Annotated in this window: 23 protein-coding genes, 1 tRNA gene and 1 pseudogene; 20 read left to right on the plus strand and 5 right to left on the minus strand. The window is 70.6% G+C overall.

Translation table 11 applies throughout. The annotated features are described in order from the left end of the window. Window positions 1–4 precede the first annotated feature (4 nt). The 7 genes from pth (at window position 5) to ABD209_RS18405 (ending at window position 8,350) form a co-directional block, all read left to right on the plus strand. The gene (gene pth / locus ABD209_RS18375) at window positions 5–601 is read left to right on the plus strand and encodes an aminoacyl-tRNA hydrolase (RefSeq protein WP_344069141.1); all 597 of its coding nucleotides are present in this window, start codon (window positions 5–7) and stop codon (window positions 599–601) included. Beyond that, the gene (mfd, locus tag ABD209_RS18380; RefSeq protein WP_344069144.1) at window positions 598–4,212 is read left to right on the plus strand and encodes a transcription-repair coupling factor; all 3,615 of its coding nucleotides are present in this window, start codon (window positions 598–600) and stop codon (window positions 4,210–4,212) included. Before pth ends, mfd begins: the two co-directional genes overlap by 4 nt. Beyond that, entirely contained in the window at window positions 4,209–4,712 is a 504-nt protein-coding gene (locus ABD209_RS18385; protein WP_344069147.1) for a SurA N-terminal domain-containing protein, read from the plus strand. Before mfd ends, ABD209_RS18385 begins: the two co-directional genes overlap by 4 nt. A 2-nt stretch (window positions 4,713–4,714) precedes the next feature. Continuing rightward, window positions 4,715–5,455 carry a MazG nucleotide pyrophosphohydrolase domain-containing protein gene (locus ABD209_RS18390; RefSeq protein WP_344069150.1) on the plus strand — a complete coding sequence of 247 codons (741 nt, stop codon included), beginning with the start codon at window positions 4,715–4,717 and terminating at the stop codon, window positions 5,453–5,455. A 91-nt stretch (window positions 5,456–5,546) separates the two neighbouring features. Further along, on the plus strand, window positions 5,547–6,488 hold the full coding sequence (locus tag ABD209_RS18395; RefSeq protein ID WP_344069152.1) for a carbohydrate kinase family protein: 942 nt from the start codon (window positions 5,547–5,549) through the stop codon (window positions 6,486–6,488). Beyond that, complete coding sequence (locus ABD209_RS18400) at window positions 6,485–7,396, plus strand: pseudouridine-5'-phosphate glycosidase (protein WP_344069155.1); 912 nt, start codon at window positions 6,485–6,487, stop codon at window positions 7,394–7,396. The genes ABD209_RS18395 and ABD209_RS18400 overlap by 4 nt, the downstream gene beginning before the upstream one ends. Before the next feature lie 249 nt (window positions 7,397–7,645). Then, window positions 7,646–8,350, plus strand: a complete 705-nt coding sequence (locus tag ABD209_RS18405; RefSeq protein WP_344069158.1) for a lysoplasmalogenase family protein — start codon at window positions 7,646–7,648, stop codon at window positions 8,348–8,350. Here the strand turns inward: ABD209_RS18405 and ABD209_RS18410 are convergent. Beyond that, entirely contained in the window at window positions 8,335–10,623 is a 2,289-nt protein-coding gene (locus ABD209_RS18410; RefSeq protein ID WP_344069161.1) for an alkaline phosphatase D family protein, read from the minus strand. The genes ABD209_RS18405 and ABD209_RS18410 overlap by 16 nt on opposite strands. 510 nt (window positions 10,624–11,133) lie before the next feature. On the opposite strand from ABD209_RS18410, the pseudogene ABD209_RS18415 reads away from it, so the two are divergent. From ABD209_RS18415 to ABD209_RS18445, 7 genes and pseudogenes are all read left to right on the plus strand, one after another. Beyond that, window positions 11,134–11,262: pseudogene (locus tag ABD209_RS18415) on the plus strand (hypothetical protein); the annotation flags it as partial. 1 nt (window position 11,263) lies between these two features. Next, on the plus strand, window positions 11,264–11,698 hold the full coding sequence (locus ABD209_RS18420) for a hypothetical protein (protein ID WP_344069164.1): 435 nt from the start codon (window positions 11,264–11,266) through the stop codon (window positions 11,696–11,698). 72 nt (window positions 11,699–11,770) lie between these two features. Next, entirely contained in the window at window positions 11,771–12,370 is a 600-nt protein-coding gene (locus tag ABD209_RS18425) for a hypothetical protein (RefSeq protein WP_344069166.1), read from the plus strand. A 195-nt stretch (window positions 12,371–12,565) separates the two neighbouring features. Further along, window positions 12,566–13,852: a phosphopyruvate hydratase gene (eno, locus tag ABD209_RS18430; protein WP_344069169.1), complete on the plus strand. Its 1,287-nt coding sequence runs from the start codon at window positions 12,566–12,568 to the stop codon at window positions 13,850–13,852. After that, window positions 13,852–14,358 (plus strand): FtsB family cell division protein, encoded by a 507-nt coding sequence (locus tag ABD209_RS18435; RefSeq protein WP_344069171.1) that lies wholly within the window; start codon window positions 13,852–13,854, stop codon window positions 14,356–14,358. Before eno ends, ABD209_RS18435 begins: the two co-directional genes overlap by 1 nt. Continuing rightward, complete coding sequence (locus ABD209_RS18440; RefSeq protein ID WP_344069174.1) at window positions 14,355–14,852, plus strand: DUF501 domain-containing protein; 498 nt, start codon at window positions 14,355–14,357, stop codon at window positions 14,850–14,852. The genes ABD209_RS18435 and ABD209_RS18440 overlap by 4 nt, the downstream gene beginning before the upstream one ends. A 3-nt stretch (window positions 14,853–14,855) precedes the next feature. Next, window positions 14,856–15,803: a Ppx/GppA phosphatase family protein gene (locus ABD209_RS18445; RefSeq protein ID WP_344069177.1), complete on the plus strand. Its 948-nt coding sequence runs from the start codon at window positions 14,856–14,858 to the stop codon at window positions 15,801–15,803. 72 nt (window positions 15,804–15,875) lie between these two features. Here the strand turns inward: ABD209_RS18445 and ABD209_RS18450 are convergent, their stop codons facing one another. Then, window positions 15,876–16,550: a TetR/AcrR family transcriptional regulator gene (locus ABD209_RS18450; protein ID WP_344069180.1), complete on the minus strand. Its 675-nt coding sequence runs from the start codon at window positions 16,548–16,550 to the stop codon at window positions 15,876–15,878. A 214-nt stretch (window positions 16,551–16,764) separates the two neighbouring features. Here ABD209_RS18450 and ABD209_RS18455 point away from each other — a divergent pair. From ABD209_RS18455 to ABD209_RS18465, 3 genes are all read left to right on the plus strand, one after another. Continuing rightward, window positions 16,765–16,838: transfer RNA gene (locus ABD209_RS18455), tRNA-Leu, on the plus strand. Between the two features lie 142 nt (window positions 16,839–16,980). Then, the gene (locus ABD209_RS18460) at window positions 16,981–17,829 is read left to right on the plus strand and encodes a Bax inhibitor-1/YccA family protein (protein WP_344069183.1); all 849 of its coding nucleotides are present in this window, start codon (window positions 16,981–16,983) and stop codon (window positions 17,827–17,829) included. Window positions 17,830–17,885: 56 nt separating this feature from the next. After that, window positions 17,886–18,176 carry a hypothetical protein gene (locus ABD209_RS18465; RefSeq protein ID WP_344069186.1) on the plus strand — a complete coding sequence of 97 codons (291 nt, stop codon included), beginning with the start codon at window positions 17,886–17,888 and terminating at the stop codon, window positions 18,174–18,176. Window positions 18,177–18,281: 105 nt separating this feature from the next. Here ABD209_RS18465 and ABD209_RS18470 read toward each other — a convergent pair whose 3' ends face one another. Beyond that, on the minus strand, window positions 18,282–19,418 hold the full coding sequence (locus ABD209_RS18470; protein WP_344069189.1) for an SGNH/GDSL hydrolase family protein: 1,137 nt from the start codon (window positions 19,416–19,418) through the stop codon (window positions 18,282–18,284). A 213-nt stretch (window positions 19,419–19,631) separates the two neighbouring features. Here ABD209_RS18470 and ABD209_RS18475 point away from each other — a divergent pair, with 213 nt between their 5' ends. The 3 genes from ABD209_RS18475 to ilvA are packed head-to-tail and all read left to right on the plus strand — an operon-like array spanning window position 19,632 to window position 22,588. Then, a complete protein-coding gene (locus ABD209_RS18475) occupies window positions 19,632–20,024 on the plus strand; it encodes a DnaJ family domain-containing protein (RefSeq protein WP_344069191.1) in 393 nt (130 codons plus the stop codon). Continuing rightward, complete coding sequence (locus tag ABD209_RS18480) at window positions 20,021–21,331, plus strand: glutamate mutase L (RefSeq protein WP_344069194.1); 1,311 nt, start codon at window positions 20,021–20,023, stop codon at window positions 21,329–21,331. Before ABD209_RS18475 ends, ABD209_RS18480 begins: the two co-directional genes overlap by 4 nt. 36 nt (window positions 21,332–21,367) lie before the next feature. Then, window positions 21,368–22,588 carry a threonine ammonia-lyase gene (gene ilvA / locus ABD209_RS18485; protein WP_344069197.1) on the plus strand — a complete coding sequence of 407 codons (1,221 nt, stop codon included), beginning with the start codon at window positions 21,368–21,370 and terminating at the stop codon, window positions 22,586–22,588. A 133-nt stretch (window positions 22,589–22,721) separates the two neighbouring features. On the opposite strand, the gene greA is transcribed toward ilvA, so the two are convergent. Together greA and ABD209_RS18495 are read right to left on the minus strand one after the other, a co-directional pair. Further along, window positions 22,722–23,207, minus strand: a complete 486-nt coding sequence (gene greA / locus ABD209_RS18490) for a transcription elongation factor GreA (RefSeq protein ID WP_324386625.1) — start codon at window positions 23,205–23,207, stop codon at window positions 22,722–22,724. Between the two features lie 74 nt (window positions 23,208–23,281). Then, entirely contained in the window at window positions 23,282–23,731 is a 450-nt protein-coding gene (locus ABD209_RS18495) for a DUF4307 domain-containing protein (protein ID WP_344069201.1), read from the minus strand. Window positions 23,732–23,773 lie beyond the last annotated feature (42 nt).

Consider the following 23,773-nt stretch of genomic DNA (forward strand, 5'->3'; position numbering starts at 1 on the left):
CGGGATGAGCGCATCGGACCCGTGGCTGATCGTGGGGCTGGGCAACCCCGGCCAGCGGTATGCCCGCAATCGTCACAATGTCGGTGCCCACGTCATCGACGACCTCGCCACACGACACCGGGTGACCCTGGGCAGCCACAAGGGGGGCGCGTCCGCGGCGCGGATTCACGTGCCGGGGCCGGGCGGCATACCGGCTGTACTGGCGGTGCCCACCTCGTTCATGAACGTCTCGGGGCCGCCGGTGCGTGACCTGGCGAGCTTCTACAAGATCCCGGCCGAGCGCATCGTGGTCATCCACGACGAGCTTGACATCGACTTCGGCCGCATCCGCCTCAAGCGCGGGGGCGGGGAGGGCGGCCACAACGGCCTGCGGTCGATCACGGCGAGCCTCGGCACTAAGGACTACTACCGGGTGCGCGTCGGCATCGGCCGGCCACCCGGGCGGATGGACGCCGCCGACTTTGTCCTGCGCGACTTCGACCGCCAGGAGGTGCCGGAGATCGCCGTGAGCGTGGTCGAGGCCGGCGACGCGGTCGAGCTTCTTGTCGGCGAGGGGCTGCTCGCCGCCCAACAGCGGTTTCACGCGCCGGGGCCCGTATGACGCTGGCACCCCTTCTCCCACTGCTCGCCGGTGACGCCTCAGTCGCCGCCGCGCTCGCCGCGCTCGGCACCGACCCGCGCGCCGAGGTCGCCCTGCCCCGGGGCGTCCGGGCGCCCCTGCTCGCGCTGGCCGCCAGCGACCGGCCGGTGGTTTTGGCCGTGACCGCGACGGCACGCGAGGCCGAGGACCTGGCCGCCGCGCTCGCGAGCTATCTGCCAGCCGAGACGGTCGCGACCTTCCCGAGCTGGGAGACGCTGCCGCACGAGCGGCTCTCGCCGCGCAGCGACACGGTCGGCCGCCGCCTGGCTGTCCTGCGCCGGCTCGCGCACCCGGTGGCCGATGACCCGGCGTTGGGGCCGATCCGTGTGCTGACCTGCTCGGTGCGCGCGCTTCTGCAGCCGATCGCCGTGGGTCTGGGCGAGTTGGTGCCGGTCGCCCTGCACGCGGGCGACAACCGCGCGCTCGAACTCGTGGCCGAGGATCTCGCCGCCGCGGCCTATACCCGCACCGACCTGGTCGAACGCCGCGGCGAGTTCGCGGTGCGCGGCGGCATTCTCGACGTCTTCCCGCCCACCGAGGAGCACCCGCTGCGCGTGGAGTTCTGGGGCGACACCGTCGAGGAGATCCGCTGGTTCAGGGTGGCCGACCAGCGCAGCCTGGAGATCGCCAGCCACGGCCTGTGGGCGCCGCCGTGCCGCGAGGTGCTGCTCACGGAGGCGGTCCGAGCTCGGGCCGCGGACCTGGCCCCGCAGTTGCCGGGCGTGCGCGATCTGCTGGAGAAGGTCGCCGAGGGCATCGCTGTCGAGGGCATGGAGTCGCTGGCCCCGGCGCTGGTCGAAGGCATGCAGCCGCTCGTCGACATCCTCCCTGAGCGGGCGGCCGTGGCCATCGTCGATCCCGAGCGCTGCCGGGCCCGCGCGCACGATCTGGTCGCCACGAGCGAGGAGTTCCTGCAAGCGTCCTGGAGCAATGCGGCCGCCGGCAACGCCGTGCCGATCGACCTGCTGGGCGTGCTCGGCCTGGCGTCCTACTGGACCCTGCCGCAGGCGCGCGACCACGCGCTCGCCGCCGGCACCGGCTGGTGGAGCCTGGGCGGCTTCGACGCCGACGACGAACTCGCGGCCTTCGGGGCCGAGGACACGCCGACCGCGCGGATCGAGGCGGTGGAGGCCACGGCATACCGGGGTCGGACCGAGGACGCGGTCGCCGACATCGCGGCCCTCGTGGCCGACGGCTGGCGGGTCCAGATCGTCACGGAGGGACCGGGCCTGGCGGGCCGCGTCGGTGAGGTGCTGGGGGAGCGCGGGATCGCGACCCGGCAGTCGGCCGTGCCGGAGGTGGGCATCGTTGCGGTGAGCACGGGCAGCGTGGGGCCGGGCTTCCGGCTCACCGACGGCGCCATCGCGGTGATCACCGAGACCGACCTGATGGGCACCGCTGCGGGTGGCGGATCGACCAAGGACATGAGACGGATGCCGTCGCGGCGCCGCGCTCAGGTCGACCCGCTCCAACTGCGCCCCGGCGACTATGTCGTGCACGAGCAGCATGGTGTCGGCCGCTTCGTCGAGATGATGCAGCGGACCGTCGCGGGGGCGACGCGCGAATATCTCGTCATTGAATACGCCTCGTCCAAGCGGGGCCAGCCGGCCGATCGTCTCTTCGTGCCCACCGACCAGCTCGACCAGGTCACCCGGTATGTCGGCGGCGAGGCACCCACCATCAACCGCCTCGGCGGCTCGGACTGGCAGCAGACCAAGCAGCGGGCGCGCAAGTACGTCCGGCAGATCGCGGCCGAGTTGATCCGGCTCTACAGCGCGCGGATGGCGACGGCGGGCCACGCCTTCGGCCCGGATACGCCCTGGCAGCGGGAGCTCGAGGACGCCTTCGCCTATGCCGAGACCCCTGACCAGCTCTCCTCGATCGACGAGGTCAAGGCCGACATGGAACGTCCGGTCCCGATGGACCGGCTGATCTGTGGCGACGTTGGTTACGGCAAGACCGAGATCGCCGTCCGCGCGGCCTTCAAGGCGATCCAGGACGGCAAGCAGGTCGCCGTCTTGGTGCCTACGACCTTGCTCGTTCAGCAGCACCTCAACACCTTCAGCGAGCGGTATGCCGGCTTCCCCGTCGTCGTGCACGCCCTCTCCCGCTTCCAGAGCGACCGCGAGGCGCGGGCGGTTCTCGCCGGCCTTGCGGACGGCTCCATCGACCTGGTTATCGGCACCCACCGGCTGCTCGGCTCGGAGGTCCGCTTCAAGGATCTCGGCCTGGTCGTCGTCGATGAGGAGCAACGCTTCGGCGTCGAGCACAAGGAGCAACTCAAGGCGCTGCGGACCGCTGTCGACGTGCTCTCGATGTCGGCCACGCCGATCCCGCGCACGCTGGAGATGGCCGTCACCGGGATCCGCGAGATGTCCACTCTCGCAACGCCACCGGAGGAGCGGCACCCGATCCTGACCTTCGTCGGCGGTTATGACGAGAAGCAGATCACCGCGGCCATCCGGCGCGAGTTGCTGCGCGACGGCCAGGTCTTCTATGTCCACAACAAGGTCTCGACCATCGAGCGCGCCGCCGCCCGGCTGCGCGAGCTGATCCCCGAGGCGCGCATCGCCACCGCCCACGGCAAGATGGGCGAACACCGGCTCGAAAAGGTCGTCGTCGACTTCTGGGAGCGCGAGTTCGACGTGCTCGTGTGCACCACCATCGTCGAAACCGGCCTGGACATCTCCAATGCCAACACCCTGATCGTCGAGCGCGCCGATCAACTCGGCCTCGCGCAGCTGCACCAGCTGCGCGGCCGGGTCGGACGGGGCCGCGAACGGGCATACGCCTATTTCCTCTATCCGCCCGAGAACCCGCTGACCGAGACGGCGATCGAGCGGCTGCAGACCATCGCCGCGAACACCGACCTCGGCGCCGGCATGCAGGTGGCGATGAAGGACCTGGAGATCCGCGGCGCTGGCAATCTGCTCGGCGGCGAGCAGTCCGGCCATATCGCCGGAGTCGGTTTCGACCTCTATGTCCGCCTCGTCGGCGAGGCGGTCTCCGCCTTCCGGGGCGAGCAGGAGGAGCCCGTCACCGAGTTGAGCATCGAGTTGCCCGTCGACGCCCACTTGCCGCACACCTATCTCCCGGGGGAGCGGCTGCGGCTAGAGGCCTACAAGAAGCTCGCCGCGGTGACCTCCGAGGCCGAACTGGCCGAGGTGAGCGCCGAGCTGGTCGACCGGTATGGGCCGCTGCCCGAGCCGGTCTCGAATCTGGTGGCCGTCGCGCGCCTGCGCATCCTCGCCCGGCAGGCTGGGGTCGCCGAGATCGCCGTTCAGGGCACGAATGTGCGCTTCGCGCCGGTCACGCTGCGCGATAGCCAGCAGTTGCGCCTGCAGCGTCTCTACCCGAAGTCGCTGTACAAAGATGGAATCCGTACGATGCTGGTGCCGAAGCCGATGACGGCTCGCGTGGGTGGCAAGCCCCTGCGTGACCTCGCGGTGCTGGCCTGGGCGAGCGACTTGATTCGCGCGGTCTTGCTGGACGAGATCGGCGTGTCGGGACGGGTGGCACAGGAGAGCGCCGGGCCGCAGGTGACCCGCAGCAACGAGAGAAGGAACCGATGACCATCAGCACCTCCCGCCGTGCTCGCGTCCGCGCGTCCGCTGCCGTCGCGGTCGGCGCCGCCGTGCTGCTGACCGGCTGCGGCCAGAGCGATGTTGCGGCCAAGGTCGGTGATCGGGTGATCTCCGAGAACGCCGCGCGCGTTGCGGCCGAGCAGATCCGTGCCAACTTCGATGCCGACACCTTCGGCACCCCCGAAGCCGTCCGCTCACTGATCAGCGCGCCGCTGATCATCGCCGCAGGCGAGAAGGCCGGTATGCCGTTCAGCGTCGAGGCCGCCAAGGCCGCCTTCGCCAAGACGAGCGACCCCTCGCCCGAGGCCATCGAGTTGCTGCGCGCGAACTATGTGGCCTCGCAGATGCAGGGGCAGCCCGCCCTGTCCGAGGTCAGTGCCGAGTTGCTGAAGTCGAAGATCGTCATCAACCCGCGCTATGGCACCTGGGATGCCAAGACGGCGGACATCGTCGACTCGGCCCCGAACTGGCTCAAGGCGACCTCCTGATCGTGCCTGCGTCCGGCCTGACCCTGCTGCTGACCAGCGTGCGGGTCGCGCCCGGCCTGCTCACCCGCGATGCCTGGCGGGCGGTGGAGGTGGCCCGGGTGCTGGGTCGGGAGGACACCGAGCCGGTCGTCGAGGCAATGCGCGGCTGCGGCGTGGACGTGGAGTGCGTGGCGGTCGCGCCCCCGCAGTTGGCCCGGCTGCTCATCGACGCGGCCCGCGAACGCCCGGTGGTCTGGCTGACCAGCGCCGACGGTGACCCTGGCCTGACTGACGCCATCGCCGGCGAGGTGTCGGTGCTTAAGGACCCGCCCACGGTGGAGGTGATCGTCGGCTCGTACGACGTGCCCGGCTCGGCCCTGCTCGACGTCGTCGCCTGCATGGACCGGTTGCGCAGCCCGGGAGGCTGCCCGTGGGATGCTGCTCAGACCCATGAGACGCTCGCCCCCTATCTGACCGAGGAGGCCGCCGAGACGGTCGAGGCGATCGCGTCCGGGGATCGCAAGCACCTGATCGAGGAGCTCGGCGATGTGCTCCTGCAGGTCGCCTTCCATGCGCGGGTCGGCGAGGAGGACCCCACCGACCCCTTCACGATCGACGATGTCGCGACCGGGCTGGTCGCCAAGCTGGTGCGCCGGCATCCGCATGTCTTCGCCGACGGCACAGCGAGCACGCCCGAGGAGGTCGAGGCCGCCTGGGCCGAGATCAAGGCCGCCGAGAAGGCCGCGAAGCCGGCTCAGGGGTAGCTCGCACCGGTCGAGAGTCGGCGACACGCGGGCCTGGGCGCCGCTGGCGCGGCGTGTCCCCGACGCTCGTCGGTGGATAAGGTTGGGCCCCATGTCCGCACGCGTCCTCAGTGTCGGTGGAGCGATCCTCGACGTGCTCTGCCTCAGCCACGACGACCCGATCCCGGGCACCTCCAACCCCGGCAGAATCACGACTGCGGCCGGTGGCGTAGCGCGCAATTTCGCCGAGAATCTCGCCCGCCTCGGCACGCCGGTCAGCCTCATCTCGGCTTTGGCCGACGACCCCGCCGGCATCGCCGTGCGGGCCCGCTGCGTCGATGCCGGCATCGACATGGAGCACGTCGTGGCGGCCGGCCACGGAACCGGCATCTACTCCGCCATCCTGACGCCTGATGGCGAACTCTCGGTCGCGATCTCGGACCTGGCAGCGACCGAGGAGATCACGCTCGACCAGACCGTCACGGCAACTGACCGGCTCTCTGCCCAGGACATCGTCTTCGTGGACGGCAACCTGCGGCCCGAGGTGGCCGAGGGGATCCTGGCCGCCGCCCACCGAGCCGGAGCGCGCACCATCGCCGAGCCGGTCAGTGTGCCGAAGGCGCAGCGGCTCCGGGCCGCGCTCGTGGCCCAGCCGCCGTGGCTGGTCACCCCAAATATCGAGGAACTCGTCGCCCTGACCGGCGGGCCGGTCAACTATGCGCGCGTCGGTGAGTCCGCCGCCCGCCTGCTCGACCTCGGGGTCACCTATGTCTGGGTGCGGCTGGGCCGCTCCGGCAGCGCCCTGTCCTGGCGCGACGAGGCCGGCGAGGTCTCGTCGCTCGCCTTCGCTGCCCCGGTCGTCCCGGTGACCAATGTGACCGGGGCTGGCGACGCGATGACCGCGGGGTTCATCCACGCCCTGCTGCGCGGGAGCACGCCGGCGGCGGCCGCGGCATACGGTCATATCGTCTCGGCACTCACCGTCGCGAGCGGGGAAGTCGTCCGCTCCGATCTGTCGGAGGCGCTGGTCGCCGCGAGCGGCGGGAGCCTGTGAGCCGCCTCGCGATCGCCGAGGAGGTGGCCGTCGCGCTCGCCGCGGGCGGACCGGTCGTGGCGCTGGAGTCGACCATCATCAGTCACGGGATGCCGTATCCCGACAATGTGGCGATGGCGCTGGAGGTCGAGGCGATCATTCGCGCCGGCGGGGCGACGCCAGCGACCATCGCCGTCCTGGACGGGATCCCGCGCATCGGATTGAGCCGCGACGAACTCGAGCTGCTCGCCACGGACCCGCACGTCACCAAGGTCAGCGTCCGCGACCTGCCTTATGTCGTCTCCACCGGTCGGCACGGCGCCACCACGGTCGCCGCCACCATGCGGTTGGCAGCGCTCGCGGGGATCCGGATCTTTGTCACCGGCGGACTCGGCGGCGTCCACCGGGGAGCGGAGTCCTCGATGGACGTCAGCGCCGACGTGACCGAACTGAGCGTCACCGATGTCGCCGTCATCAGCGCCGGAGTGAAGTCGATCCTCGACATCGGCCGGACCCTGGAGGTGCTCGAGACGCTCGGTGTGCCGGTGGTCGGCTATGGCAGCGGTGAGTTCCCGTCCTTCTATTCACGGATCTCCGGCCACCGCGTGCCGATGCGGCTGGACACGCCCGCCGAGCTGGCCGCGCTGCTGCACACGAAATGGGAGCTCGGCATCTCCGGCGGCGTGGCGATCGCGAATCCCGTTGCGGCCGAAGACGAAATTCCGACCGAGGAGATGGCCTCGGTGATCGACCGGGCGCTGGCGGACTGCGCCGAGCGGGGCATCATCGGCAAGGACATCACGCCCTACCTGCTGGGCCGGATCGTGGAATTGACCGACGGTGCGTCACTGCGAACCAATATCGCGCTCGTGCGCGGCAACGCCCGGCTCGGTGCCGCCCTCGCCGTGGCCTACGCTGCCCTCCCGTAACCATCGCTGGTTGCCTAGACCTGCCTCTTCCCGTCGAGTGGCCGGTTCAGGGTCGTCGAGTGGCCCGCCGACGTTTGAGAATGGCAGCGTTCTGCGACCCTTGCATGGTTGTGCATCCGTTGCAGGGTTCTAGCCATGCACGGATAGGCAAACCCTGCACGTGCGGTCAAACGTTGCCATTATCCGGGGGTGGGCGGGCGCGCAACCGCGCGTCGTCTGCCTGGGGGCGCGCGGCATATGGTTCGCGGTATGCCGCGCCCTTCGTTGGTCCGCCCGTTGACGATCACGTATGCCGTGGTGGCCGCGGCCGACACCGTGTTGGCCGGCGGCGGAGGTCCGCGTGCGCACCAGGCTCGCCTGGTTACCAAGCCCCTGCTCATGCCCGTTCTCGCGGCCGCCTTTGCGGCCGATCCTCGCGGCCGACGTTCGCCGCTGGGCCGCCCGACCCGCGTGGCGCAGCTGGCGGGCTGGATCGGTGACCTCTCCCTGCTGCGCTCGGGCACGAGCGCCTTTCTGACCGGGATGGGCGCCTTTGCGGCCGGGCAGGCGTCCTACCTCTCCGGCTTCCGCCGCCATCGGGCGGCCCGGGTCTGGCGCACACCGATCGGCGGGGCCACCGCGCTGGCCTTTGCCGCTACCGGGCCCGTCCTCGCCGTCGGCGCCGCCCAGCAGGATCCTGTCCTCGGGCCGGGCGTCCTGACCTATGCCGCTCTGTTGACGGCGATGGCTGCGCATGCCGGCAATCTCGCACCGTCCGTGCCGATCGCGGCACGGCGGGCGACAGCGGCCGGCGGGCTCGCCTTTCTCGCCTCCGACACGCTCTTGGGGATCGGGCAGTTCGCCCTGACCGACCCACCGGCCTGGCTCGAGTCCGCGGTCATGGTGACCTACGCGACCGCGCAATACCTGCTCGCCGAGGGTGCCCTCCGCGCCGCGCCTCAGAGCGCCGAGTAGGGCACGGTCACCGGCCACCCCGCATACTGCTCGGCCCCGGATTCGGCCGTATGCCAGGGCCAGCACTCGATGCGCACCGTCTTGGCGTCGTGGTCGAAGACCAGCAGCCCGAAGCCCTCGCGCTTCAAGCCGCGATCACCGAAGTCCTGGCTCGGCGGCGGGTAGTACTGCCACAACTCCTTCAGCGTGAACTTCGGATTGGCTACGGCGAGCACCCGCACCCGGTTGCCGAAGGCATCGGTGAAGTCGCCGGTGTTCGGCGTATCTCCCGGATTGGGCAACGCCGCCGCCGGCGCGAACCAGCGCTGGAAGCTGCTCGACCCGGCGGGTGGGGTGAACTGCAGCGGCCCATCGGCGAAGCCCGCGATCCCGTGGCGCACCAGGTGACCCACGTGCTGGTCGCCGGCGACGATGAGGGCATGCGCGGCCTGGGCCAGGCGCACTGCCCGCGCCCGCCCCTCGGGCGGCCAGCCGTGGGTGTCCGGGTCCGCGCGCGGCGCGCCATTGGCATTGGTCAGCACGCACGCCCAGGTCGATCCGGTCAAGATGACCTTGGGCATCCCGGCGTGCATCCCCGCCCACGTCGACAGGAAGGTTTCCTGCCGGGCACCGAGGAGTTCGAGGGCCCCGCCGCCCGGAGCTACCGGCCCGTTCTTGAACTTGCGGTCCTCGACGATCGCGAAACTCGTTCCGCCGTAGGCGAATGCGGCATAACCGACGGTGATCCCCTGCGCGACCGGCCTGGGATCGAAGCGGTCCGGGTTGTGCCAGCTCGACATGCGCTGCACCAGGTTGACCCAGCTCGCGGCATTGACATAGCCCCCGGTCTTCGGATCGGTCGTCGCGATGCCGCCCTCCCCGAAGAGATTGGGCTGGTAGACATCGTGGTCGTCGGTGAGCACGATCGTCGGCAGCCGCTGCGTAAGTGGGCGCATGGCCCAGTGCCACAGCAGGAATTTGTAGAGGAAGTCCAGCTCCGGAGCTGGGCCCTTGTCCTTCGCCGTGGGTGAGGTCTCGTAGAGCTGATCCCCATGCGCCACAAGGAGATCCGGGCGTTGGGCGGCGATGGAGGCCATGATCTCGTTGTGCGGGAAGTAGATATTGCGCTTGCTGTAGAGATCGAGCGCAACGCTGCCGGGCAAACGCGCCTGCCACGGGGTGACCGAGTCCAGGGGCCGGTGGCTCGCCTTGAGGCAGTTGAGGCTCGCCACGCGCAGCCCGGCCCGCGGTGCCGCCGGGATCGTCCCGCCGTAGAGCACCTGACCACTCCCGACGATCCGGTATCCCGTGGGGGCAGACGTATCGATCCCCTTGGCATAGAACAGGGCGGTGTAGCCGGGTCCGATCGTGCTGGTGCCCAGGCGGGTCCAGACACCGGCGCGTTGGACCTCCAGACTCAGGCCGGGCAGCGTCCGCGGATCCAACGGCATCAATTGCACCGTCATCCGCAGCGTGCCGCCGACCGCGGTGAAGAGCGTCCCGACCACCGGCCCGAGAGCCCGGTTAGGGATCACGGTCACGCCGCTCGCGGTGAACCCGGTCAGCCAGTAACGGGCCTCGGAGCCGTCGCGTGAACTCGAGATCAGCGCGATCCCGCCGCGCACCCGCGCCCACGGCACACTCGCGAGCGTGGCGCGCTGGCGCACCTCCCCGGACGCGGTCGCCGCCACCGAGAGGCTCAGCGTCACGGCGTCGGCGGACACTGGCCGGCAGGTCAACCGCAGCGTCAGGTCCTCGCTTGCCGTCCTCGGCTGCGCGGCACCGACGACGCTCGCCGGCAGCTGCTGCCACAGGAACTGATCGCCTTCAGCCGTATGGTCGCGGAAGCCCACCGCGCCGCCCTGGTCGACCGCGGCAATCAGCCCGCCGCCGATCCCGCTCGCCGAGCCGAGAAGCGCGCGGCGGCGCGCATCCTCACCCGGTATGCCGGTGCCCACCACGAAGCCGGACAGCCCGTTCCCCAGGGTCACTGTGCCCGTGCGCACCGACAGATCGAAGGACATGCCCTGGATCTCGTGGGTCAGGACCGCGATTGTGCGCCCGACCGTTGATCCGGTGGCCGCCACGCACTCCATCCGCCCGGCTCGCACCAGCCAGTCCTGGAGCCGGTTGCCCCAGAACCGGTCGCCGAGCCAGTGCGCCGACCCGGCCGCGACATCCAGTGCCTCCGCCGCTGCGGGAATTGCCCCCAGCCCGCCGATCGCGGCCGTCCCCCCGAGAAAGGTGCGCCGCGTCAATGCGCTGATGACCTGTGAAGACTCGACTCCCGCCATACCCAGCGAGTGTGGCACGGCTGCGGCCAGATTTCCCGCCCGATGCCACAAACCCCTGATATGCACCGGAAGACTTCGCGTGCATACGAGGGTTTAACCACGCGCATGCAGCGAAACACGCCCGGTCAGCGTTGAGAAGGGTGTGAGCGTGCAAACCGAGCAGAGCTACGACCGTCTCGTCACGACCGCGGCCCCCGCTCTGCTCCGTCTGGCCTATCTGCTGACCGGCAACAACCCCGGACGCCGAGGACCTCCTCCAGGACACCCTGCTCGCCACCCAGCGCTACGCCGTTGTGATTGCGGAGATGGCTGCGCCCACGGCCTACCTGCGTCGCGCTCTCCTGAACACCTTCCTCTCCGGCCGCCGGCGCGCGACTCGCCGACCTCGACTCGTCGCCCTCGCCACCGAACCGCCGGCACCGCCCACCGCCCCGGAGCGCCTCGGCGCCGTCTGGCAGCACCTCGCCGCACTCCCGCCCAAACAGCGCGCCACGCTTCCTTCGCTACTACGCCGGTATGCCGGACCACGAGATCGCCGCGACCCTCGGCTCATCCGAGTCCACCGTCCGCTCCAATGCCGCCCGCGCCCTCGCGACGCTGCGCACCCACCTGGCCGGCATCCCCCGGGAGGAGATGTGAGATGACCACGCCCACCGACACCGACCTCGAGGACCTGCTCCGCACGACATTCGAGACGTATGCCGCTCACCCCGACCCGCAGCGCGCCCAGGCGCTGGCGGCCACCGTCGCCGACGCGCCACCGCGGCGCCGCTGGACCCGGGTCCTGCTGGCCGCCGGTGTCGCCGGTGCACTGGTCCTGGGGGGGAGGGGTGATCTGGTCGCAGATGCGGCCGGCGCCATCGGGGGCGAGCGTGGCACCGACATCGGGCGCAACCCGTGGCGCATATCCGCCGCCGCAGACATCCACCGACATCGATCCGGCGGTCCTCGCCCAGGCCGAGGCGGCCGCGAACCGCACCAGCTCGGAAGCCGCCGTCGAGCAGCTCCGGGCTGCCGCTATCGCCCGGCTCCCCGCCGGGGCCCAGCGCACCGATGTGACTATCGCGGCCGGTGAGACCCTCCAGAGCGTTTTCGGCAATCTCGTCTACCGGGCCGAGGGCCGACAGGCGACGAACCGGTCGCCCAGGTGCTGGACCGGCTGCGCACGGCGGGCTTGCCCGGGATGGCTCTCTCCGACGACAGCAGCTACGAATTGCCCAACGGCGCGACCGTGCACAGCCTCAGCTTCCAGCGCACCGGCACCGCTGCCCACACCGCGCTGCACCTGCGGTATGCCGTCGTCCCCGACAGCCGGAGCAGCCTCGTCAAGGTCGAGGTCGTCACCTCGTGGCGGCCGGAGCGCTCGGTCCACGTGGGCGCGGACGGCGTTGTGAGCGCATCGGTCGACCTTGTCGATGCCTCGGGCGCTGTCGACCCACGCACCCGCGCGCTCACGCCGCGCCAGGTCACCTCCTTCGTCGACGCCCTCAACTCCTGGTACCCGCGCCGCCGGTCGACGCCCCGGGCCTGTGTCCGCTCCCCCGACGCCGGCTCGCGGGTCGTCCTGGACTCGCGTCATTGGAACATCACCTTGACTCCCCAGCCCTGCAGCGGCAGCGTGGTCGTCACCACGACGTCCGGAGGCGGCCTCCAGACGGCCGGGCAGCCGACCACGGCGCCCGTCGTCAGCTACCTGGAGGACTGGGCGCGCCTGCGCGCCGTGCTGGACAGCCTCGGCATCCGCTGACGGCGACAAACCCTGCAACGGGAACAGAACGCTGCCATTGTCGTGGCCGCCCCGAGCCCGCCCCGTGCCCACCCCGAGACGGCCGGTTGCCGACCCGATCGGAAGGTGGCGGTCAGCGCGGCGGTGCGCCGGGCGGCATACGGGCTCCACTACGCTGGGAGGCAAGTCCACCACCCACGTATGTAGGAGCCTGTTGTGGCCAGCATCGAAGCCATCGTCGCCCGCGAGATCCTCGACTCGCGCGGCAATCCCACGGTCGAGGTCGAGGTCGGCCTCGACGACGGCACGGTCGCCCGCGCGGCCGTCCCCAGCGGCGCGTCGACCGGCGCCTTCGAGGCCGTCGAGCGCCGCGACGGCGACAAGAGCCGCTACCTCGGCAAGGGTGTCGAGCAGGCCGTCGACGCCGTCATGGAGGAGATCGCCCCCAAGCTCTACGGCTTCGACGCCGCCGACCAGCGCCTGATCGACGACGAGATGCTCGCCCTCGACGGCACCGCCAACAAGGGCGAGCTCGGCGCCAACGCCATCCTCGGTGTCTCGCTCGCCGTCGCCAAGGCCGCCGCTGACTCCGCGGGCCTGCCGCTCTTCCGCTACATCGGCGGCCCGAACGCGCGCATCCTCCCGGTCCCGATGATGAACATCCTCAACGGCGGCAGCCACGCGGACTCCAATGTCGACATCCAGGAGTTCATGATCGCCCCCATCGGCGCGGCCAGCTTCCGCGAGGCGCTGCGCTGGGGTGCCGAGGTCTACCACCAGCTCAAGTCCGTGCTCAAGGCCAAAGGCCTGGCGACAGGGCTTGGCGACGAAGGCGGCTTCGCGCCCAACCTGGAGTCCAACGCCGCCGCGCTCGACCTGATCATCGAGGCGATCAAGGGCGCCGGCTACGAGCCCGGCAAGGACATCGCCCTCGCGCTCGATGTCGCCGCCAGCGAGTTCTACAAGGACGGGTCCTACGCCTTTGAGGGCGGCACCAAGAGCGCCGCCGAAATGATCGACTACTACGCCGGACTGGTCGAGACCTACCCCCTGGTCTCCATCGAGGACCCGCTGAACGAGGACGACTGGGAGGGCTGGCACGCCATTACCGAGCGTCTCGGCGACCAGGTCCAGCTCGTCGGGGACGACCTCTTCGTCACCAACCCCGAGCGCCTCGGCCGCGGCATCGCCGAGGGCACCGCGAACGCATTGCTCGTCAAGGTCAACCAGATCGGCTCGCTCTCGGAGACCCTGGACGCCGTCGACATGGCCCACCGCGCCGGCTACCGCTGCATGATGAGCCACCGCTCCGGCGAGACCGAGGACGTCACCATCGCCGACCTCGCCGTCGCGACCAACTGCGGCCAGATCAAGACCGGCGCCCCGGCCCGCTCCGAGCGCGTCGCCAAGTACAACCAGCTGCTGCGCATCGAGGAAGAGCTCGACGCCGCCGCCCTGTATGCCGGCGCGGGCGCCTTCCCGCGGTTCGCCGCCCAGAGCTGATGGCGAGCACCGGTCCCCGTCGCGGCCCGGCCACGCGTCCCAAAGGACGCGGGCCGGCCGCCCGGCCGCGCCCGGAAACGGAGACGCCGGCCGAGGTCGCGCAGTGGCGCTCGACCGTCACGGTCGGACGGGTGATCGGCGCGCTGACGGTCGCCTTGATGCTCTTGTTGCTGCTCGGGCCGACCTTGAAGACCTATGTCGACCAGCGTGGCGAGATCGCCGCGCTGCAGGCGCATGTCGCCAAGCAACGGGCAGACGTCGCCGCGATGGAGAAGGAGAAGGCGCTCTGGTCCGACCCGGCCTATGTCGAGCAGCAGGCGCGCCAGCGGCTGAAGTTCGTCAAGGTCGGCGAGAAGGCCTACAGCCTCATCGATGCCGACGCGGTTCCGACCTCAAAGGCCGCCGATCCCGTGCTCGACGCCGCGACCGCAAGCACGCACCCGTGGTACGGCCAGCTATGGGAGTCGGTCAAGACCGCCGACAACCCCCAGCGCTCGGCGGGATGACCGCCCCCGACCCGGCCGACATCGCCACGGTCGCCTGGCAGCTCGGTCGCGAGCCGCGGGGCGTGCTCGATATCGCCGATCGCTGCCCGTGCGGCGAGCCAGATGTCGTGCGCACCCGCCCCCGTTTGCCCGACGGCACGCCGTTCCCCACGACCTTCTATGCCACCTGTCCGCGGCTGACCGCGGCCATCAGCACCCTGGAATCCGCGGGGGTGATGAGGGCCATGGAGGCGCGGCTGGCCGACGACGCCGAGCTCGCCACGGCATACGAGAAGGCGCACGCGGACTATCTGCGGCGCCGCGCGCAGCTCGGTGACGTGCACGAGATCGAGGGCGTGTCGGCCGGTGGGATGCCGACGCGCGTCAAATGCCTGCACGTTCTGGTCGCCCACGCCCTGGCCGCCGGGCCGGGGGTCAATCCTCTCGGCGACGAAGCGCTCGCTCTACTGCCACAGTGGTGGTCGACCTCGCCCTGCGCCACGACCAAGGAGTAGCCCATGCGCGTTGCCGCCGTCGATTGTGGGACCAACTCGATCCGCCTGCTGATCGCCGACGTCGATCCGGCGACCGGCGGCCTGCGCGATCTCGTGCGCCGGATGGAGATCGTCCGCCTCGGCCAGGGCGTCGATCGCACCGGCCGGCTCGACCCCGAGCGCATCGACGCCGCGCTCGCGATGTCGCGCGAGTATGCCGAGCAGTGCCGCACGTATGCCGTGGACGCCGTCCGCTTCGTCGCCACCTCCGCGTCGCGCGACGCGAGCAACGCGGGTGACTTCGTCACCGGCGTCGAGGCCGCCTTCGCCGATTTCGGTGTCAGTCCCGAGGTGGTCAGCGGATCCGAGGAAGCGACCCTGAGCTTCCAGGGCGCGACGGGTGACCTGCGCGCGGCCGGCATCAGCTCGCCCTATCTCGTCGTCGATATCGGTGGTGGGTCGACGGAGTTCGTGCTCGGCACCGAGTCCGTCGACGCGGCGATCTCGGTTGATGTCGGCTGTGTGCGGATCACCGAGCGGCAACTGCGCAGCGACCCGCCGACCCACGCCGAGATCGCCGAGGCCCGGGCAGATGTCGACGCCGCCCTGGACGTGGCCGTAGCGGCCGTCCCGATGGCCCGCGCGCGCACGCTCGTGGGCCTGGCCGGCAGCGTCACGACGGTCACCGCCCACGCGCTGGTGCTGCCGTCCTATCAGCCGGAGCGCATCCACCTCTCGCGGTTGCAGCCGGACCTGGCACGCGCCGCGGCGGACGACATGCTGGCCATGACGCGGGCCGACCGGGCCGACCTGCCCTTCATGCATCCCGGCCGGGTCGACGTCATCGGCGGGGGCGCCTTGGTCTGGCGGGCCGTGATCGATCGGGTCACCGAGCTGGCCGGCCCGATCCCGGTGGTCACCTCCGAGCACGACATCCTCGACGGGATCGCACTCTCGCTCTTGCCGCGCTGACATTTCTGTCCCGACGCGCGGCCGGTGACCGTCGCGACGGGCCGCGACCGGTGGCACCCGTTGCCGGCGTCCTCAGGGGCTGGCGGTGAACTGCTCCACGAACTGGCTCATCCCGTGCCAGGTCATCATCATCACCAGTTCGGTGGCGAACTCTGCGGTCACGTCCGGCCGCGTGCTGCGCCAGGCGGCCACGCGCTCACACGCACCGATGACGCCCTCGGAGAGACCCTCGACAAAGACCGGCGGAATCTTCGACAGGCTCGGCAGCGAGTTGAAGGTTGCGGCGATCTCGCGCGCGTGGAGCAGCCGGGTCTCCTGCATCGTTTCGTACGCCCCGGGGCTCGACGGACCTTCGACGGCGATCAGGTGCCAGAGTGCGGCGTGCGTGTCGATGAAGCGGAAGAAGGTCAGGATGCCGATCCGGAAGCCGGCCTCCAAGTCGTTGACCGTCAGGCCGCGCCACGCCTCACGCAGCAGGGCGAACAGCTCCGCCCGGGTCTTGGCGAGGCACGCGGCGAGCAGGCCGTCCTTGGAACCGAAGAGGTCGTAGATCACCGGCTTGGTGACCGACGCGGCCTCCGCAACGGCCTCCATCGTCGTGCCGTGATAGCCATGGACGCTGAAGATCTCTTCCGCGACTTGGATCAGCTGCGCCTCGCGCTCGGCGCGTGGCAGTCGCGGGCCCCGCGACGTGCCTGGTGCCGGCCCACGCCGGCCACGCGGGCGATTGGCGGTGCGTTCGTCCATGTGACCCCCTCGTGATTGCGCCAGCGCCGGACTCGAAGCGACCGCCGCGATCGGGTCCGACACGGACGGCGAGCCGACAGCGGTGAACCCACGGCGCGGAGGTGTCTGCGACGAATCGTCGTGGCTACTTCCCGCCACCCTAGACGAGGGGCACGCGTGACGCCCGACGAGATGTGTCAGCGCGGGCCAGGCCCACGCTGGTTATCCTGCATTCGCCCTCGTAGCCCAATGGCAGAGGCAGGCGACTTAAAATCGCTCCAGGTGCGGGTTCGACTCCCGTCGGGGGCACCGTGTGACGGTCACGGTCCCATCACAGACCTGCCTGAGCCGACGGCGCTCGTAGGGAACAAAACAGGAGCTGTCCTACGCTTGATCTAACGACGTGCGACCCGCTCGGGTCGCCGCTGCTGTCTTTGGAGGACGAGCACTCATGGCGAGCAACCCGGTTTTCGACCGGATCGAGAAGGATTCCCGCAGTGGGTATGCCGGCTTCGGCAACGCCCCCCAGCAGGGATACGGCCAAGGCTACCCGCAGGCATACGGGCCGGTGTCCGACGCGCACCTGCAGGACATGTACAACCGGCCGTCCGCAGGCCCGCTGCAGACCGGCCGGGTGACGATGGACGACGTCGTCGTCAAGACTCTGATCCTGTTCTCGATCGTGCTGGCGACCGGTGCCTTCGGCTGGATCGTCTCGGACCGCAACCAGGCGCTGGGCAGCATGTTCTGGATGGGCGGCATGATCGGCACCCTCATCCTGGGCCTGGTCATCGCGTTCAAGAAGACCATCAGCGTCCCGCTGATCCTGGCGTATGCCGTGCTCGAAGGCCTCTTCGTCGGCGCGGTCAGCAACTTCTTCAACGACGCCTTCGGCCCTGGGCTGGTCAGCACCGCGGTCGTCGCGACGCTCGCGACCTTCGCCGGCATGTTCCTGGCCTACAAGTCCGGCCTGATCAAGGTCACCAGCAAGTTCCGCCGGATCATCACGCTCGCGATCTTCGGCTACGCGATCTTCGCGGTCGTCAACTTTATCTTCGCGATGATCTCCGACACGCCCTTCGGTTTCGGTGGCACCGGCGGGCTCGGCATCGCCATTTCGCTCTTCGCCGTCGGTCTCGCGTCGCTCTCGCTGGCCCTGGACTTCGACTCCATCGACCAGGCCGTCCGCAGTGGCGCGCCGGCGCAGTACTCGTGGCTGCTCGCGCACGGCCTGATTGTCACCCTGGTGTGGCTCTACATCGAGTTCCTGCGGCTGCTCGCGCGGCTGCGGAGCGAGTGACCTCGCCCGTTCACCGTCCCGCGCCGGGGCTTGGTTCGCCAGGCCCCGGCGCGGTCGTGTCTGCCCCTTTCGCGTGGCCGGCCGAGGTCGACGCCGAGCTGACCCGGGTCGGACGCCGCTGGGCGCAATTGGACCTGGCCCGGGCGGCCGGTTCGGCGCTCGCGGTGCACGCGCTCGCGAGCCGGTATGCCGATCTAGTGCACCCGGACCACCCCCTGCCCGACCTCGGGCCGGCCGTGGTCGTGGACCAGCTGCGTGTCGTCACCTATGACGCCCTCGCGACCGACGCCCTCGACCCTGCCCTGGCCGCCGCCGACCTGGCCACCTTGCGTCGCTCCCTGCCCTGAGCCACCCCCCGTCGCGCAGCGCCCGCCCCCGGCCCTCGAGAGTGCAACCAAACCCTGTCGAGAACACGGGCGCCCTTGGTGACCGGTGCCCCTGCCGGCGTGGCGTCAGTTCGGCGACCCGTTGCGGGCCGCGCTCACCTCGGCCGCCGCGGACGGGTCCACGCCCCGCCCACGCGGTTCCGCTCCACTCGGGTGGGCATCGGCCGGCGGCGAGGCGTCCGGGCCGTCGCCGTGGCTCTCCTGATCGACGGCAACCGGTGTCTGCCGACGGCGCAGGAGCACCGCCCACCGGCCGCGTGGCCCGCGGGCCTCGCCGGCCAGATCGGTCCCACTGACCTCGGTGCCCGGATCGAGCACCGCCTGTCCGGCGGCGACCGCCACGGGTTCGACGAACTCGCCTCGCGCCGGCTCCGGCCGTCGGTCGGCGGTGTCGCGCCCGGCGACGCCCAGGGCCGCGCATACGGTCGGCAGCAGGACCGCGCCGACACGGGCATACCCGGCGGGGGAGGGGTGGAACTGGTCCTGGCTGAACAGCTCCTTCGGTGACGCATAGAACTCCGGGCCGAGCAGGTCGCCCAGCGAGACGGTCCGCCCGCCGGCCTCGACGACGGTCACGGTCTGCGCGGCGGCCAGATCCCGACTCCACCGGCGCACCAGGTGCTTGAGTGGCACGGGGATCGGCTCGACCGTCCCCAGATCGGGACAGGTCCCGACCACGACCTCGACGCCCAACCCGCGCAACCGGCGCACGACGAGTTCCAGGTGACGCACGGCGGTGGTCCGGTCGATCCGGTGGGTCACGTCATTGGCGCCGATCAGGATGACGGCCACGTCCGGGGTGGGTGAGCGGTCGAGCGCATTGGCCAGTTGCCGCTCCAGATCCTGTGATTCGGCACCGATGACGGCCTCATTGACCAGTTCCACCGGCCGCCCGGTCAGTGCAGCCAGGCCGGTGCTGATGATGCCCCCGACCGTCTGTGCGCCGGTGTCCGCGCCCATCCCGGCCGCGGACGAATCGCCGAGGACGAGGAGGCGATACACGCGACCTGCGCCCGCGCCATACCGCCCTTCGTCCTGCGGCGCGCCCTCGAACGGCTGGCCGACGATCTTGCGCGCCATGGCGGCCTCGACCTTGATCAGACCGTATCCGAGCGCGCCGAGCGCACCCGCTGTGGCCGCGAGGCCCCCGCCCCCGTATGCCGCTGTGGCCGCGATCTTGCGCGCCCGTCGTGCACGTCCCATGCCGATCACTCCTTCCCACCTCAACCGAGCACTGACACGAGGTGGTGATGCAATCCGGCCAATGCTGCCCCTTGGCTGAGCGGCCCGGGCCGCTCGGGCGGGTAACGGTTGTGTTGCACTCCCGCTGTTGTTTCCCTATTTCAGGGACGCCCGGGCTCCGGGCGAAGTTCCCTCCCGCGCCGGCAACCGTGTGTCGGTCCCTACGCTGGGTGGGTGCAGCCATACGAGTCGCTCGTGGAGCGGATGATCCGTGAGGCGCAGGAGCGCGGGGAGTTCGACAACCTCAAGGGCGCCGGCCGGCCGCTCGACCTCGGCTCCGGCGATGACCCGGACTGGTGGATCAAGCAGAAGATGCGCAGCGAGGGCCTGGATTTCGCGGGCGGGCTGCCCGCGGTCATCTCCCTGCGGCGCGAGGCGGCGGGGTTCCCCGGGGCGCTGGCCGACCTGCGCACCGAGTCCAGCGTCCGCGCGGTGCTCGCCGACTACAACGACCGCGTGCGTCTGGACCGGCTCGCCGCGCGCGACCCCAAATCGGCCACGATTGTGGCGCCGCTGGTCGACATCGACGCCATGGTCGAGCGCTGGCGGGAACTGCCCAGTCAATGAGTGACGCCATCTGCGTCGACGTCGGGTCGACCTTCACCAAGGGCCTGCGCGTCGACCTCGACTCGGGCGCGGTGCTGGGCTCGGCAGCGCGGCCGACGACCGTCGCCAGTGACGTCCTCACCGGCCTGTATGCCGTGGTGGCCGACCTCGGCGCCTCGGCAGCGGCGCCGCTCCTCGTCTGCTCCAGCGCCGGTGGCGGCTTGCGGCTCGCGGTCGTCGGTTATGAGGAGTCGGTGACCGCTCTCGCCGGTTATCGGGCCGGCCTGTCGGCAGGTGCCCGCGTGGTCCACGTGAACGCCGGCCGGCTCACCGGACCGGACGTCGCGGCACTGCGGGCGGCCCGCCCCGATGTCATCCTGCTCGTCGGCGGGACCGATGGCGGCAATGCGGATGTCTTGCGGCACAACGCCTCTCGCTTGGCGAATGCGCGCGTGGCGATGCCGGTCGTGCTGGCCGGGAATGCCGACGCGCGCGTCGAGTGCGTCGAGATCCTCACGCGCACGAGGCGCACCGTCGTCCCGGCCGACAACGTTCTGCCGCGCATCGGCGAGATCGCTCCGGAGTCCGCGCGCGCGGCCATCCGCTCGGTCTTCCTGACCCATGTCATCGGCGGCAAGAAGCTCTCCCGCGGCCCGGAGTTCGCCGGCCTGGTGCGGCGGGCGACCCCCGATGCCGTGCTGCAAGGCGTGGAGGTCCTCGCGGCCGCCACGGGCCGCGATGCGCTCGTCGTCGACATCGGCGGCGCCACCACGGACGTCTATTCGGCGCTGATCCCCTCCGGTGAGGACGTCGAGATCGTCCGCGATGTCTCGCCCACGCCGCGGGTCGCGCGCACCGTCGAAGCGGATCTCGGCATGCGCTGGAGCGCCGGCGGTGTGCTCGACGCCGCCGAGCGGGAGCGCCTGCCCGTGACCGACGACCTGCGCCCGTATGCCGAATCCGTCGCCGCCGACATCGCGCACCTCCCGACGTCCCCGGCGGAATGGAAATGCGAACTCGAACTCGCCCGCCTCGCGGCGGTGATCGCCGTCCGCCGCCACGCTCGCCCGGTGCGTCCCGGTCAGGCGCCGCGGGCCCTGCGTGATGTCGGGCTGGTCATGGGGTCAGGTGGGGTGCTGCGCCACGCCGACCCCGCCGCCGCTCGCGAGGTCCTCGGTGCCCTGCTCACCGATCACGGCGGGGGGTGGCCGGTCCCGGACCGGGCCGTGGCGGGCGTGGACACGGCATACGTGCTCTTCGCCGCGGGCCTGCTCGCGCAGGATCATCCGCAGGCGGCCGCCGCGCTGACGTGCTCGCTCACGCACTGACCCCACGGGTGTTCGCCGAGGGCTAAGGTGCGCACCATGGCGACGCTCCCGACGGTCACGCTCGACGACATCCGCTCGGCACGCGAGGCGCTCGGCGACCTGATCCGGCCGACCCCCCTGGAGTATTCGCGCACCCTCAGCGAGAAGGTCGGCACCCAGGTCTTCCTCAAGTGCGAGAACCTGCAGCGCGCCGGGTCCTTCAAAATCCGCGGCGCCTATACGCGCATCTCGCGGCTGAGCGAGGAGGAAAAGGCACGCGGCGTCGTCGCGGCCAGCGCTGGCAACCACGCGCAGGGTGTCGCGCTCGCGGCGACCACCCTCGGCATCCGCTCGAAGGTCTATATGCCGGTCGGCGCGGCGATGCCCAAGCTCAACGCCACGCGCGCCTACGGCGCGGAGGTCGAGCAGATCGGCGCGACGCTCGATGAGTCGCTCGTCGCCGCCCGGGCGTATGCCGATGACACGGGCGCCGTCCTGATCCACCCCTTCGACCACGCCGACATCGTCGCCGGGCAGGGCACGTGCGGGCTGGAGATCCTGGAGCAGTGCCCCGACGTCGGGACGGTCGTCGTGAGCCTGGGGGGCGGCGGCCTGCTCGCCGGCGTCGCGACGGCGATCAAGGCCCAACGGGACGATGTGACGCTGGTCGGTGTCCAGGCCGACGCGGCCGCGGCCTATCCGGTGTCCTTGGCCGCGGGGCACCCGATCGCTGCCGAGCGGATGGCGACAATGGCCGACGGCATCGCGGTGGGACTGCCCGGCGCCGTGCCCTTCGAGGTCATCCGGCAACTCGTCGATCGCGTCGACACGGTGTCCGAGGCGTCCTTGTCCCGGGCCATGCTCCAGTTGCTCGAGCACAGCAAACTCGTGGTCGAGCCGGCCGGCGCCGCGGGCGTCGCCCTGATCAATGAAGCCGCCGACCGGGCCTGGTCGGGCCCGATCGTCGTCGTGCTCTCGGGCGGCAATATCGACCCGATGCTGATGCTTCGGGTCATCCGTCACGGCATGGCCGCAGCCGGCCGCTATCTGCAGTTCCGCGTTGTCATGCCGGACCGGCCCGGCTCGCTGGCCCGGCTGATCTCCGACTGTGCGGCCACCGATGCCAATGTCATCGAGGTCGAGCACATGCGCACCGACCCGACGCTGATGGTGGACGAGGTCGACATTCTGGTCCAGGTCGAGACCAAGGGCGCGGCCCACTGCCAGGCGGTCCTGACCTCGCTCCGCGCCGCCGGCTACCGCCTCAAGTTCGCCTGACGCCCCCCGTCCCTAAACCCTTCTAGCAGCAGTTAGGCGTTCTCCAGCAGGGTAGACCCTGCTGCAGGAGACCCAACCTGCGCTCGCGCCCCCTCGGCCTGCACGACCGAATCGCGGGCGCCGACTCTCGGCGTCAGCCGGTGAAGGGCTTAGCCGCCTTGATCGTGACCTCGATGGTCTTGCCATTGGGCGCCTGGTAGCTCGTCGTGTCGCCGACCCGAAGCCCGTTGATGGCGGACCCTAGCGGGGACGCCTCCGAGAACACCTGCAGGTCGCCGTCCGCACTCTCGCGCGAGCCCAGCAGGAAGGTCTCGTCCTCGCCGAACAACTCCACCGTCACCAACATGCCCGGCTCGACCACCCCGTCGTCCGGGGGAGTGCCGATGACCGCGGTCGCCAACAGCTGGGTCAGCTGCCGGATGCGCAACTCGAGCTTGCCCTGCTCCTCCTTGGCGGCGTGGTAACCGCCGTTCTCCTTCAGGTCACCCTCAGCTCGTGCCGCCTCGATGCGGCCGATGACCTCGGCACGCCGCGGGCCCGAGAGTTCCTGCAACTCGCTCGAGAGCCGCTCGTAGGCTTCCTGGGTCAAGAAGGTCGACGTCGTGGTCGGCTCGCTCATGAAAACACTCCTCAGTCATGGGCAAAGGGTCTGGATCGACCATCGATCCAGACCCGGTGAATGCATCAGTCTACCTATGCCGGCTTGCACGTGAGCACCGTGCCGGTCACCGCCAGCGCCGTGGTGCGGATCGTCGCGCGCTGCGCCACATCGACTTCCGGCCCGGCGGGGATCGTCACATCCAGCAATCCGACGGCCGCGAACGCCTGATCCATGGCCTTCAGCTGACAGGTCACCGCGACATCCGCGGGCCGGTGCACGGTGAAGCGGACGTCGACCCGCTGAGCGTCGACGACGTCATACCCGGTCGTCTGCCAGCTGACGCGCCCGTGCGTCGCCGAGACGGCGAACCAGACGACCACCGCCATGGCCGCGGCGACCCCGAGCAGGGCAAGCAGCAGCGGCCGCCGATCGATGCGCCGACCGGCTGCCTCCGCGGCGGCCTCCTCGGCGTCGAAGTCGACGTCGTTCCCGGGCAGGTTGGTCATCGAGTCCTCCGGCGGTTCCGGGGTGGCCGGCGCCACGGTGCGAGAATGGGTGTTCTGTCGATCATGTCATCCACCCGG

The sequence above is a fragment of the Nostocoides vanveenii genome (assembly GCF_039531165.1).
Classification (GTDB): domain Bacteria; phylum Actinomycetota; class Actinomycetes; order Actinomycetales; family Dermatophilaceae; genus Nostocoides_A; species Nostocoides_A vanveenii.